The following is a 13,295-nucleotide window of genomic DNA, read 5'->3' on the forward strand; positions in this document are numbered from 1 at the left end:
CAAATTTTCACATTTGAAGGGTCTTTTCTGTCCGGCGGAAAAGTTGACAACGTTACAATCTTGTGATATTTTATTGAAGATTCCTTTGCTCAAACGATGGCGTTTGATCAAACGCTGTCGTTCCTTTTTTTTTGTGATGGGGTGTCCGCCGAAGGCACACAAACGTGTTCCGGACCCGGCACCCTCCCGAAACGGGGAACAGGCGGGGAAAACGGGCGGCGGCCCGTTCAAAACACGCAGCCAGCGCGGGTCCTGCAGGGCCCCGTATTTAATGAGGAGAGTGAACGAACGTGACCCGATATGTCGTAAAACGTGTGTTGCTGGCGATCGTGACCGTGATCATTATCAGCTTGATCACCTTCTTCGCGATGAATGCGATCCCCGGCGGCCCCTTCAACAAGGAAAAGGCTCCCAGTCCCCAGGTCCAGGCCGTGCTGGAAGCACGTTACAACCTGGATAAACCGGTGGGGGAGCAGTACATCCTGTATATGAACAATATCCTGCACGGTGACTGGGGCGTGTCCCTGAAGACCGGCCGTGATATTACCTCCACCCTGATCACCCGCTTCGGCGTTTCTTCTCAGCTGGGTCTGCAGGCTGCCGCGGTGGCGGTGGTTCTGGGTCTGGTTCTGGGCAGCATTGCGGCCCTGAACCGCAACAAGCTGCCGGACCGGCTGATTATCTTCTTCACCACCCTGTTCACCGGTGTGCCCAGCTTCGTTCTGGCCACCCTGCTGCTGCTGGTATTCTGCGTGCAGCTGAACATTTTCCCGGTGTGGAGCGCGGAAAACCCCAACTACTTCCTGCCGGTGGTTTCCCTGTCCTTGTACCCCATGGCGTACATCACCCGTCTGACCAAGACCAGCATGCTGGACGCCCTGGGCCAGGATTATGTGCGTACAGCCCGGGCCAAGGGCGTGCCCCAGGTCAAGGTGATCTTCAAGCATGCCCTGCGCAATGCGCTGATCCCCGTTGTCACCTATGTGGGCCCCATGATCGCCTACATCATCACCGGCTCCATGGTCGTTGAGAGCATCTTCACCATCGGCGGCCTGGGCACCCAGTTCGTCAACAGCATCAATAACAGCGACTACCCCCTGATCATGGCCACCACCCTGTTCCTGGGCATCCTGATGGTGTCGGCCAACCTGATCACCGACCTGGTGTACAAGCTGATCGACCCGCGCATCGAACTGGAGTAAGAAGGAGGAAAGAAAATGACCTACGCAGAAAACGGTATGCCCGAAAAGAACCCTCTTTCGGTCCAGATCGATCTGTCCAAGTTCAGCTCCGCTGACTTTGAACCCGCCACCGACGAAGAAAAGGCACAGCAGGAGGTCATGGGCGAAAGCGTGACCTTCTTCAAGGACGGCTGCCGCCGCCTGATGAAGAACAAGCTGGCCGTGGGCAGCATCGTCGTGCTGGTCCTGCTGCTGCTCAGCATCATTATCATTCCGTTCTTTGTCCCCTACAGCTATGAGGACATCATCACCGTGGACGGCCGCCGTGACAAGACTGCCACCAACCTGGCTCCCTTCGAATGGTCCGACCGCGAACTGCAGTATATGGAAGAGACCGGCGAACAGCTGTTCCCCCATGTGATGGGCACCGACAGCCTGGGCCGTGACTACTTCATCCGCGTCATCTACGGCACCCGCGTCTCCCTGGCCGTCGGCCTGGTGGCATCCATCATGGTGCTGATCATCGGCTTGATCTACGGCTCCATCTCGGGCTGGTGCGGCGGCACGGTGGATATTATCATGATGCGTATCGTGGATATTATCTACAGTCTGCCGGACACCCTGATGATCATTCTGCTCTCCGTTGTTCTGAACGAGACCCTGAAGCCGGTCATTGAAAAGGTTCCCATGCTGCAGTCCCTGGGCACCAACATGATCGCCCTGTTCATGGTCTTCGGCCTGCTGTACTGGGTGGGCATGGCCCGTCTGGTCCGCGGTCAGATCCTGACCATCAAGCAGAACGAGTACGTTCTGGCGGCCCGCACCATCGGCACCCCCAGCGGCCGCATCCTGCGCAAGCACATCCTGCCCAACTGCCTGTCCGTCATCATCATCTCGGTGGCGCTGCAGATCCCCTCTGCCATCTTCACCGAAAGCTACCTGTCCTTCCTGGGCATCGGCGTCAAGGTGCCCATGCCTTCGCTGGGTTCTCTGGCCAACGAAGCCCGTGCGGGTATCAACAGCTATCCCATGAAGCTGGTCTTCCCGTCGCTGATCATCTGCCTGATCGTTCTGGCCTTCAACCTGCTGGGCGACGGTCTGCGCGACGCGTTCGACCCCAAACTGAAGCGCTGAGGAGGGGCAAAGTATGAGTGAAGTAAAAACCAGCCAGGACTGGAAATACCTCCTGGAAGTCAAGGACCTGCATACCACCTTCTCCACCGACAAGGGCGGCGAAGTGCATGCGGTCAACGGCGTCTCCTTCGCCCTGGAACCGGGCAAGATCCTGGGTATCGTGGGCGAATCCGGCTCTGGCAAGTCCGTCACCGCCTATTCCATCATGGATATCCTGTCCGAGAACGGCGGCATCACCGGCGGTCAGATCCTGTACAAGGGTCAGGACATCACCAAGTGGGATGAAAAGCAGATGCAGTCCTTCCGCGGCAAATGCTGCTCCATCATCTTCCAGGACCCCATGACCAGCCTGAACCCCGTGTTCACCATCGGCAACCAGCTGATGGAAGCCATCATGCTGCACACCGACCGCAACAAGGCCCAGGCCAAGGCCCGTGCCATTGAGATGCTGGAACTGGTGGGCATCAATGAACCGGAAAAGCGGATCAAGCAGTATCCCTATGAGCTGTCCGGCGGCATGCGCCAGCGTGTCATGATCGCCATGGCCCTGGCCTGTGAACCCGACATTCTGATCGCCGACGAGCCCACCACCGCTCTGGACGTGACCATCCAGGCCCAGATCCTGGAACTGATGCAGGATCTGCAGAAGAAGCTGGGCATGGCCATCATCATCGTCACCCATGACCTGGGCGTCATCGCCTCCATGTGCGATGAGATCATCGTCATGTACGGCGGCCGTGTGTGTGAGCGCGGCACTGCCGACGACATCTTCTACGCCCCGGCTCATGAATACACCAAGGGTCTGCTGCGTTCCATCCCCTCCGGCTCCAACATGAAAGAGCGGCTGATTCCCATCGGCGGCACGCCCATCAACATGCTGGACCTGCCCGCGGGCTGCGCGTTCTGCCCCCGGTGCGATTCCGCCATGAAGATCTGCCTGCGGGAAGTTCCCCCCGAACTCCAGGTGGGCGAACACCATATGGCTTCGTGCTGGCTCAACGTAAAGAATGCAAAGGAGGGGAAGTAAGATGGCAAACAGCGAATACCTTTTGCAGGTCGAGCATTTGAAGGAATATTTCCCCGTTCGTGCCGGCCTGGCCAAGACCATCCACCTCAAGGCTGTGGATGATGTTTCCTTCGCCATCCGCCCGGGTGAGACCCTGGGTCTGGTGGGCGAATCCGGCTGCGGCAAGACTACGGTCGGCCGCACCCTGCTCCAGCTGTACAAACCCACCGCCGGCCGCATCACTTTCGACGGCAAGGTCATCTATGACAGCGGTGAACAATACGACGAAAACGGCCAGCTGAAGGTGGATGCCAACGGCAAGCCGGTCATGGGCAAGAAGGTCCATGTGGACATGCTGCCTTACCGCAAGGAAATGCAGATGGTCTTCCAGGATCCCTACTCTTCCCTGAACCCCCGTATGACCGTCGAGGACATCATCGGGGAACCTCTGGATGTGCACAAGCTGTGCAGCAACAAGAAGGAACGCCACGAGCGCGTCATGGAACTGATGGAACTGGTCGGTCTGAACGCCGAGCACGCCATGCGGTATCCCCATGAGTTCTCCGGCGGTCAGCGTCAGCGTATCGGCATTGCCCGTGCCCTGGCGGTCAACCCCAAGTTCATCGTCTGCGACGAGCCCGTCTCCGCTCTGGACGTTTCCATCCAGGCCCAGGTCGTCAACATGTTTGAGGACCTGCAGGAGAAGCTGGGCGTTGCCTACCTCTTCATTGCCCACGACCTGCTGGTCGTGCACCACATCAGCGACCGCATCGCCGTTATGTACCTGGGCAAGATGATGGAGATGGCCGACGCCGACGAACTCAACGACAATCCCATCCATCCCTATACCCAGAGCCTGCTGTCCGCCGTGCCGGTGCCCGATCCGCGTACCGCCCGTGCGTCCAAGCGTATCGTGCTGGAAGGGGACGTGCCCAGTCCGCTGCATATGCCCAGCGGCTGCCCCTTCCGTACCCGCTGCCGTTACGCCACCGAGCAGTGCGCCAAGGCCATGCCTCCGTTCACCGACCGCGGCAACGGCCACTATGTCGCCTGCTGGAACAAGTAAGCAAGCCGGCCCGATAAAAGGGAAATTCTGCCTGTCCGTTGCCCATGGGCAGGCAGTTGCATAACAGAACACCCAAAGACAAGGCGCTTGCCGTGTGCGAATTTTGGCACCCTGCCCAAAAATGGTGACTGAAAAGCAACAGCTTGGCCACTGGCATTGCAAATGCCGGAGCCAGAAATTATAATGGGCATTGTATCAGGAGGAGTCCAGACAAGGGCGGAACGTCCGCTTTTGTCCGGGTTTCTGATAGAATCTCTAGGAGGAAAGAACAATGAAAAAGCTCATGGCATCTGCACTCGCTGCCGCCATGGTCGTCAGCCTGGCTGGCTGCGGCGCTTCCAGCACCGCTACCACCGGCGAGACCGGTTCTGCGGCTGCGACTTCGGAGTCTGCTTCCACTGAGTCTGTGCTCAACACTGACACCAGCACGTTGTACATCAACCTGGCGTCTGAGCCTGACCGTCTGGACCCGGCTCTGAACTCCGCCGTTGACGGCGCCGTTCTGGCCGTCAACAGCTTCGTTGGTCTGCTGACCTACGATGAAAACGGCCAGCTGGCCCCGGGCGTGGCGGAAAGCTACGACGTCTCCGAGGACGGCATGACCTACACCTTCCACCTGCGTCAGAGCAAGTGGAGCGACGGCACCGACCTGACCGCTAAGGACTTCGTCTACAGCTGGAACCGTGCCGCCAATCCGATGACCGCTTCCGACTACAGCTACCTGTTCGACGGCCTGATCGCCAAGAACGAGGCTGCCGAGGAAATGGTTGCCAACCCCGAATATGACGCTGCTGCCGCTGAGGCTGCCGCTGCTTCCGGCGAAGAGTACAGCACTCCCGCTGAAGTGTACAGCGACGCTGCTCTGGCTGAGCAGGAAGCCAACAACATCCTGGTGGGTGTTGAGGCTACCGCCGACTACACCCTGACCGTCACCCTGGTCAGCCCCTGCCCGTACTTCCTGAGCCTGTGCGCTTTCCCGACCTTCTTCCCGGTCCCGCAGGCTTCTGTGGAAGCTGCTAACACCGACGGCACCAACCCCGGCGCCTGGGCTCTGGAAGCCGGCTTCGTCTCCAACGGTCCCTACACCTGCACCGCTTGGAACCATGACGAGAGCATGACCTACACCAAGAACCCCAACTACTACGATGCCGACAGCGTTTCCATCGAGACCCTGCAGTTCATGCTGAGCGCCGATGACACCGCTATCTACAACGCCTACATGGCCGGCAACCTGGACTTCATCGATACCATCCCCAACGAGCAGATCCCCAAGCACAACGGTACCGATCCTGAGTTCTACATTGCCACCAACATCGGCACCTACTATGTTGGCTTCAACGTGAACTCCAAGCTGTTCGAGGGCAAGACCCCCGAGCAGGCCAACGCCATGCGTGAAGCCATCAACCTGCTGATCGACCGTCAGTACATCGTTGACACCATCGGTCAGACTGGCCAGGAACTGGCCAACACCTTCGTTCCTGCCGGCATGAGCGACTCCAACGGCGCTGAATTCCGTCAGAACACCGACAGCTACACCTATCCCGATGCCGAGGCCGTCGGCTACTTCGATCCCGCCGAGGATGCCTACGAAGAAAACCTGCAGACCGCTATCTCCCTGCTGGAGAGCGCTGGCTACGAGTTTGACGACAACGGCATGCTGAGCTCCTCCACCCCGCTGTCCTTCACCTACCTGACCAACGAAGGCGCCGGCAACGAGGCCATCGGTGCTGCTATCCAGCAGGATATGGCCGCTGTTGGCATCACCGTCGACGTGGAGACCCAGTCCTGGAACGTCTTCCTGAACGAACGTAAGGCCGGCAACTACGACGTCTGCCGTCAGGGCTGGCTGGCCGACTTCGATGACCCCATCAACATGCTGGAGATGTGGACCACCGATTCCGGCAACAACGACGCTCAGTTCGGCCGTCCCGATGAGACCGGCTCCGTGCCTTCCTATGCTCCGCAGAACTGGGATACCTACAACGATCTGATCGCCAGCATCAAGGCTGAGACCGATCTGACCAAGCGTGTTGGTCTGATGCACCAGGCTGAGAACATGCTCATGGAAACCTGGGCTGTTGTGCCTCTGTACTACTACAACGACCCCTACATGCAGAAGTCCAATGTGGAAGGCGTCTACACCAACTCCTTCGGCTTCAAGTACTTCCACCATGCCACCAAGACCGCTGCCTGATCTGATCAGCACAACGGCTTGAACAGCAAATAAGAACCGCCCCCGTGCTTGGCACGGGGGCGGTTTTTTTGTCTGTCAAAGGCAGCGGCTGAAAATGGCGACAATAAAAAAGTTCTGCCGGATTCCGGCAGAACAAGGGCAGGTACTTTACAGCTTGCCTTCCTCCAACAGCTGCCGCACTTCCAGCAGATCGTGGCAGCAGCAGGTGTAAAGCTGTTTGATTTCCTCGTCGGGCTGGGCCAGGTCGGGCACCATCACGGTCACGGCACCCGCTGCGTGGCCGGCCCGTACCCCATTGAAGCTGTCCTCCAGCACCAGACAGTCCTTGGCGGGCAGCCCCAGCTGGGCGGCCGCTTTCAGGAAGATATCCGGGTCCGGTTTGGAGTGTTCCACATCGTCCCCGCAGACGATCCCCTGAAAATACCCGTCCACCTGGTCATTTTTCAGATTGTTTTCGATCATGTGACGGGGGCTGGAGCTGGCCACGATGCAGGGGATTTGGTGTGCTTTCAGCCATTCCAGCAGTTCGTGCAGACCGGGTTTGCAGGGAACGGGATGGGTGAAGCGCTCCGCCGCGATGTCATAGACTTCTTTTAGCATCACCTTGGGGTCGATCTGGGGATAGAACTCCGCCAGATGCCGCAGCAGATTTTCCCCGGCCAGACCCCGGCCGCTGGCCATGAATTCCGGCCCCGGCTGGGGCAGACCCAGCTTGCGGCAGCAGGGAGCCCAGAAGGTATCCCACAGCCGTTCGGTGTCGAACATCAGACCGTCCATATCAAAAATAACGCCCTTGACCATACTACTTTCTCCTTCTCCTGTGCGGTTGGAATCGCGCCCTTATTGTACCGCAAAAATCTGCCGCTTGCAACAAAAGTTCCTTCCTGGGGCTTGTATTCACCACTTTAGAGCGCTATAATAAGGCATAGCTATACGGACCGCTCCCCCGCGGTATGGCGCCAGACGGCCGCATATGCTGTTTTGTGCGAATATTTGTGCGATAGTAAGGAGAGAAGGAAAAATGTTGGACATCAAAATCACGCGTACCACAACGCCCAAAGAAAAACCTCAGGACGAGAGCAAGCTCGGGTTCGGCAAGATCTTTACCGACCATATGTTCCTGATGGACTATACCGCCGGCGAAGGCTGGCATGACGCCCGTATTGTGCCCTACGGGAGCCTGCCCATGGACCCTGCCACCACCGTTTTCCACTATGCCCAGGAGATCTTTGAGGGCATGAAGGCGTACCGCACCGCGGACAACACCATCCAGCTGTTCCGCCCCGACTGCAACGCCAAGCGCTTCCAGGATTCCGCCGACCGTCTGTGCATGCCTCCCATCCCGGTGGAGGATTTCATCCAGGCCGTGGAGACCCTGGTGGATGTGGATCGTGACTGGGTGCCCCACAGCGACGGTGCATCGCTGTACATCCGTCCCTTCGCCTTTGCCACCGATGTGGGCCTGGGCGTGCATGCTTCCCGCCATTATCTGTTTGTCATCATCTGTTCTCCCTCCGGCGCCTACTACGCCGAGGGTCTGGACCCCGTCCGCATCTATGTGGAAGATGAATACATCCGTGCCGCTCCGGGCCTGACCGGCTTCACCAAGTGCGGCGGCAACTACGCCGCTTCCATCAAGGCCGGCGAACTGGCCGAGGAAAAGGGCTTCAGCCAGGTTCTGTGGCTGGACGGCGTGGAAAAGAAGTACGTCGAGGAAGTCGGTTCCATGAACATCATGTTCAAGATCGACGGCAAGATCTACACCGCCGCCTGCACCGGCACCGTCCTGCCCGGTGTTACCCGCCGCTCCATCATCGAACTGCTGAAGGACTGGGGCTATGAGGTCATCGAAGGCAAGCTGGCCATCGCCGATGTGATGAAGGCTGCCGACGAAGGCAAGCTGGAAGAAGTCTTCGGCACCGGCACCGCCGCCGTGGTCAGCCCCGTCAAGGAGCTGGACTGGGAAGGCAAGGTCGCCAACATCGGCGACGGCAAGATCGGACCCCTGACCCAGAAACTGTACGACACCCTCACCGGTATCCAGTGGGGCAAGCTGCCCGACACCAAGGGCTGGACCGTCAAGGTGGAGCACAAGAACTGATAGGCAAGGCTCCTTCGCAAAACTTTTACAATTGAAAACGAATTGAAAAAAGCGCGCAGCTGTGTATAAATACGGCTACGCGCTTTTGCGCGTTCCGGCTGGGGGGCGGGTCTTTGCCGTTTCTTTGCCGGTTTCGCGGAGGGCCCGTGGTATAATAAGGCCTACACCCGAACCCGGGACAGGAAAGGAGCGCATACCCGTGCATCATATTCTGGAATTGCTGGACCGCACTGCCGGGGCGCAGCCCCGGAGCGCCGGATTCTGTGACGAAACCACCGCCCTGACCTGGCAGCAGGCCGCCCGTTGGGTGTACGGGGTGGGTACGGCGCTGGATGCTCTGCCGGGAGGCGTGCTGCATCGCCCGGTGGGGGTGTACATGGAGCGGGGAGCCGCAGCCCTGACCGCCATGCTGGGGGTGCTGGCTGCCGGCGGTTTTTACACCGTGCTGGATACCGCCCAGCCGCCGGAACGGGTCCGGGCCATTCTGGACCAGCTGGAACCCGCCGCCCTACTCACCGACGCCGCCCACGCTGACGCGGCCCGGGCACTGGCAGGGCCGATTCCGGTGCTGGACTGCCAGACAGCGGCCGCGGTGCCGCCTGATGACGCCCGCATGACGGCGCTGCGGCAGGCCGTCCTTGACACCGACCTGGCCTATGTGCTGTTCACCTCCGGGTCCACCGGTCTGCCCAAGGGGGTGGCTGTGACCCACCGGAACGTGCTGGCCTACAGTGAATGGGTGGTTTCCACCTTTGGCTTTTCACCGGATACGGTGCTGGGCAACCAGACGCCTTTCTATTTTTCCATGTCGGTCACCGACCTGTACGGGGCCCTGCGCAGCGGCGCCTGCCTGCAGGTGCTGCCCAGGCGGCTGTTCAGTTTTCCGGTGCAGCTGCTGGAATATCTGTGCGCCCGCCAAGTGAATACCCTGTACTGGGTGCCGTCGGCTCTGGGCATCGTGGCCAACTGGAAAGCCCTGGACTACACCGCCGCCCCGCCCCTGCACACCATCCTCTTTGCGGGGGAGGTCATGCCCACCGCCAAGCTGAACTACTGGCGCGCCCATTACCCCCAGGCCCGGTTTGCCAACCTGTACGGACCCACCGAGACCACGGATATCTGCGCGTATTATGAATTGGACCGGGACTTCCGGGATGACGAGAGCCTGCCCATCGGTCGGGCCTGCGAAAACTGCGGGCTGCTGGTGCTGTGCGGGGACCGTCCTGCCGCCCGGGACGAGGCCGGGGAACTGTGCGTACGGGGCAGCTTTGTGGCGGCGGGGTATTACCGCCAGCCGGACAAGACCGCCCAGCGCTTTGTGCCCAATCCGGTCCAGACCGCCTACCCGGAAATCATCTACCGCACCGGGGACCTGGTGCGGACCAACGAGAGGGGAGAACTGGTCTACTGCGGGCGCCTGGACAACCAGATCAAACACATGGGGTACCGCATCGAGCCCGGGGAGATCGAGACCGCGGCCTTCGGCCAGGACAAGCTGGACGACTGTGCCTGCGTGTACGATGCCGCCCGGGACAGGCTGGTGCTGTTTTTCCAGGCCAAGAGGGACGTGACCGAAGCGCTGCGTGCCCGTCTGGCCGGACGTCTGCCCGCCTACATGCAGCCTGCCGAGTACCGGCGCCTGCGCCAGATGCCCCACAATGCCAACGGCAAGGTGGACCGCAAGGCCCTGACTGCCATGCTTTGAACCAAAAGGAGAGTACTTATGCATACCATCGAAGAAATCATTGCCATGATCGAGGAAGTGAAACCCGGCCTGCATCCCGCACCGGAGGAAGAACTGGTCAAGAGCGGCAAGCTGGACTCGGTGGACATCATGTCCCTGGTCATGGCGCTGACCGGCGAATTTGACATCGAGATCACCCCGCTGGACCTCAAGGAGGAGAACTTCCGCACACCCCAGGCCATTCTGGCCATGGTGCAGCGGCTGGAAGAAGAGTAAGGGGCAGCCATGTCTTACAATTCTTTTATCTATCTGTTCGGATTTCTGGTTGTGGCTTGGCTCTTGTGGGCCTTTGCACCCCAGAAATGGCGTCCCGGCGTGCTGCTGGGGGCCAGTCTGGTCTTTTATTTTGCCAGCACCAAACGGTATATCGTGTATATTCTGCTGGCTGCGGCCATCGCCTGGGGCGTGGGACTGCTGCTGGGCAGGTTGGATGCTTTACAGGCGGATACCCGCCCCGCCCTGCCGGCGGACCGGCGCAAGCCCTTCAAAAAAGAGGTGGGAGCCCTCAAAAAGATGGCGGTCACCGGTGGTGTGGCAGCCATGGCGGGCATTCTGCTTTTTGTGAAGTACCTGCCTTTCGGGGCCAGGGTGCTCTCCCAGCTGATGGAATCCCTGCCCGGGTCCCCGGTGTTCACCGTGCCCACCCTGGTGCAGCCCATGGGCCTGAGCTTCTTCACCCTCATGGCCATCAGCTATATGGTGGACGTGTACCGTGGCAGCTGTAAAGCGGCGGAGCGCTACTGGCAGGTGCTGCTCTTCCTGAGCTTCTGGCCCCATGTGGTGGAAGGTCCCTTCGACCGGTACGGTTCGCTGTCGCCGGCTCTGCTGGACCCGCCGCCGCCCTCTTACCGGAACCTGACCTTCGGCATCCAGCGCATCGTCTGGGGCCTGTTTAAAAAGATGGTCATTGCCGACCGTGCCAACATGTACGTCAAGGCCACCTTCGACGACTGGACCCAGTACAGCGGTGCCGCCACCGCTCTGGGGGTGCTTCTGTATACGTTACAGCTGTACGCGGAATTTTCCGGCTGCATGGACATCGTCTGCGGCTCGGCGGAGCTGTTCGGGGTACATCCGGCGGAAAACTTCCGCCAGCCTTTCTTTTCCGCCAGCGTGGGCGAATTCTGGCGCCGCTGGCATATCACACTGGGGGCCTGGCTGCGGGAATATGTCTTCCAGCCCCTGATCCTCAGCAAGCCCATGCAGAAGTTCGCCCGCCTGTGCCGGGACAAGGTCAGTCCTGCCGCTGCCCGTCAGTGGCCGGTGTGGGCGGGCCTGGGCATCACCTGGGCACTGATCGGCCTGTGGCACGGGGCGGGGTGGCTGTACCTTTTGTATGGCCTTTACTACTTTGCCCTGCAGTGGCTGGGGGAACTGGCCGAACCGGCCCTTCTCCGGGTGCTGCCCCGCCTGCCCGTCTGGCGCAAGGCACGCTCTTATCGCCTGTGGCAGGTGCTGCGCACCTTTGTGCTGGTCAACTTCGGCATGCTGCTCTTCCGCGCCAACGGGGTGTGGGCGGCCGTTGACATGCTCCGCAGCCTGACAGTGCCGTATACGGGCAGCCTGCTCATCAAGCTGGATGCCCGTGACATGGCGGTGCTGGCGGCGGGAGCGGCGATTCTGTTTGCTGTGGACTGGCTGCATCACCGGGGCCATCAGCTCCGCGCGGAACTGGCGGTGCGCCCGCTGGTCCTGCGCTGGACCGTGTACATTGCAGCGGTGCTGGCTATCATGATTTTCGGCGCTTACGGGGACAATTACGACCCCGCAGCGTTTATCTACGCGCAATTCTAAGGGAGTATTATGAAATCCTGCATCAAACATATCCTCCACGTCACGGCTTTCCTGCTGGTACTGGCCATGGCCGTGTTCCTGGCGGGTCATTACCTGATGCCCCACTCCAACCGGTATCTGTCCGGCTACACGGCAGGCGGCATCCTGGGGGAGGACTTCGACACCATCGACGTGCTGGTCATGGGGGATTCCAACGCTGCCCAGGGAATTTCCCCCATGCAGTGGTACTGTGACAGCGGCGTGACCGGCTATACCTATGCGTCCGGGTGGCTGTCGGTGTACAATATTTATTATCGCCTGCGTTCCATCTATGAGGAGCAGTCGCCCAAGGTGGTGGTCCTGTGCACTGATGTGGTGTACAGCCGTATGGGGGATGAGACCGAACTGCAGGCGGCCATCGGGGACATCACCGACGAACTGATCCCACTGGTGCGCTTCCACGACAACTGGAAGGACCTGACCTGGGACAATCTGCTGGAAGAGCATGATTACAGCTGGCGGGACACCAACAAGGGCTTCACCCCCATCACCACGGTGGGGGCCAGCATGCGGGGAGACTACATGTACGACGACGGCAGCCGGGAGCCCATTCCGCTGCTGGTGCGCCTGTACCTGGACCGAATCGTCAAGCTGTGCCGGGACCATGACAGTGAACTGCTGCTCATCACGGTGCCGGCCTCTTCCAGCTGGAATCTGGCGCGGCACAACGGCATCCAGAGCTTTGCCGACGAAAATGGCCTGACCTATCTGGATTACAACATGGCCGACACGGACCCCGGCATCAACTGGAAGACGGATACCCCGGACGGCGGTTCCCACCTGAATGTGCTGGGCGCACAGAAACTCACCGCCGCCCTGGGCACCTACCTCACCGGGCACTATGCCCTGGAGGATCATCGGGGCCAATCCGGCTTTGAAAGCTGGGATCAGGACGCCGCCGCCTACACCCAGTCCATGACCGACGCGCTGGCACAGAATCAGCAAGCCGCCGACTACCAGCTGTCCGTACTTGAGCAAACCGCCTGAGCAGAGGGGGTCTGTGTGCAAGGATGTTGTACACTGTGCCCTCTTGCAT

At 60.1% G+C, this 13,295-nt stretch carries 11 protein-coding genes; 10 read left to right on the forward strand and 1 reads right to left on the reverse strand.

Going from position 1 to position 13,295, the window contains the following annotated elements:
• The first annotated feature begins 290 nt into the window (after positions 1-290).
• The 5 genes from AC127K_RS11030 (at position 291) to AC127K_RS11050 (ending at position 6,581) form a co-directional block, all read left to right on the forward strand.
• Positions 291-1,202 (forward strand): ABC transporter permease, encoded by a 912-nt coding sequence (locus tag AC127K_RS11030; RefSeq protein ID WP_294538948.1) that lies wholly within the window; start codon positions 291-293, stop codon positions 1,200-1,202.
• A 36-nt stretch (positions 1,203-1,238) separates the two neighbouring features.
• Positions 1,239-2,315, forward strand: a complete 1,077-nt coding sequence (locus AC127K_RS11035) for an ABC transporter permease (RefSeq protein WP_366776618.1) — start codon at positions 1,239-1,241, stop codon at positions 2,313-2,315.
• A gap of 13 nt (positions 2,316-2,328) precedes the next feature.
• On the forward strand, positions 2,329-3,342 hold the full coding sequence (locus tag AC127K_RS11040) for an ABC transporter ATP-binding protein (RefSeq protein WP_483720626.1): 1,014 nt from the start codon (positions 2,329-2,331) through the stop codon (positions 3,340-3,342).
• A gap of 1 nt (position 3,343) precedes the next feature.
• Entirely contained in the window at positions 3,344-4,387 is a 1,044-nt protein-coding gene (locus tag AC127K_RS11045; protein ID WP_483720627.1) for an ABC transporter ATP-binding protein, read from the forward strand.
• Positions 4,388-4,658: 271 nt separating this feature from the next.
• Entirely contained in the window at positions 4,659-6,581 is a 1,923-nt protein-coding gene (locus tag AC127K_RS11050; protein WP_483720628.1) for a peptide ABC transporter substrate-binding protein, read from the forward strand.
• 147 nt (positions 6,582-6,728) lie between these two features.
• Here AC127K_RS11050 and AC127K_RS11055 read toward each other — a convergent pair whose 3' ends face one another.
• Complete coding sequence (locus AC127K_RS11055; protein WP_483720629.1) at positions 6,729-7,382, reverse strand: HAD family hydrolase; 654 nt, start codon at positions 7,380-7,382, stop codon at positions 6,729-6,731.
• A gap of 220 nt (positions 7,383-7,602) precedes the next feature.
• Between AC127K_RS11055 and AC127K_RS11060 the strand changes: the two genes are divergently transcribed.
• The 5 genes from AC127K_RS11060 (at position 7,603) to AC127K_RS11080 (ending at position 13,246) form a co-directional block, all read left to right on the forward strand.
• Positions 7,603-8,682, forward strand: coding sequence for a branched-chain amino acid aminotransferase (locus tag AC127K_RS11060; RefSeq protein ID WP_483720630.1), 1,080 nt, complete (start codon positions 7,603-7,605; stop codon positions 8,680-8,682).
• Positions 8,683-8,881: 199 nt separating this feature from the next.
• Positions 8,882-10,387 (forward strand): amino acid adenylation domain-containing protein, encoded by a 1,506-nt coding sequence (locus tag AC127K_RS11065; protein WP_483720631.1) that lies wholly within the window; start codon positions 8,882-8,884, stop codon positions 10,385-10,387.
• Positions 10,388-10,405: 18 nt separating this feature from the next.
• Positions 10,406-10,642, forward strand: coding sequence for an acyl carrier protein (locus AC127K_RS11070; protein WP_294538925.1), 237 nt, complete (start codon positions 10,406-10,408; stop codon positions 10,640-10,642).
• 9 nt (positions 10,643-10,651) lie between these two features.
• Positions 10,652-12,220, forward strand: a complete 1,569-nt coding sequence (locus AC127K_RS11075) for an MBOAT family O-acyltransferase (RefSeq protein ID WP_483720632.1) — start codon at positions 10,652-10,654, stop codon at positions 12,218-12,220.
• Positions 12,221-12,229: 9 nt separating this feature from the next.
• Positions 12,230-13,246, forward strand: coding sequence for an SGNH/GDSL hydrolase family protein (locus AC127K_RS11080; protein ID WP_294538919.1), 1,017 nt, complete (start codon positions 12,230-12,232; stop codon positions 13,244-13,246).
• The last annotated feature ends 49 nt before the right edge of the window (positions 13,247-13,295 follow it).

This window comes from Subdoligranulum sp. DSM 23681 (genome assembly GCF_057005535.1).

Coding starts and splice junctions, on each gene's coding strand:
- AC127K_RS11060 (WP_483720630.1), top strand. CDS start 7,603: ATGTTGGACATCAAAATCACGCGTACCACAACGCCCAAAGAAAAACCT.
- AC127K_RS11075 (WP_483720632.1), top strand. CDS start 10,652: ATGTCTTACAATTCTTTTATCTATCTGTTCGGATTTCTGGTTGTGGCT.
- AC127K_RS11080 (WP_294538919.1), top strand. CDS start 12,230: ATGAAATCCTGCATCAAACATATCCTCCACGTCACGGCTTTCCTGCTG.
- AC127K_RS11070 (WP_294538925.1), top strand. CDS start 10,406: ATGCATACCATCGAAGAAATCATTGCCATGATCGAGGAAGTGAAACCC.
- AC127K_RS11035 (WP_366776618.1), top strand. CDS start 1,239: ATGCCCGAAAAGAACCCTCTTTCGGTCCAGATCGATCTGTCCAAGTTC.
- AC127K_RS11055 (WP_483720629.1), bottom strand. CDS start 7,382: ATGGTCAAGGGCGTTATTTTTGATATGGACGGTCTGATGTTCGACACC.
- AC127K_RS11040 (WP_483720626.1), top strand. CDS start 2,329: ATGAGTGAAGTAAAAACCAGCCAGGACTGGAAATACCTCCTGGAAGTC.
- AC127K_RS11045 (WP_483720627.1), top strand. CDS start 3,344: ATGGCAAACAGCGAATACCTTTTGCAGGTCGAGCATTTGAAGGAATAT.
- AC127K_RS11050 (WP_483720628.1), top strand. CDS start 4,659: ATGAAAAAGCTCATGGCATCTGCACTCGCTGCCGCCATGGTCGTCAGC.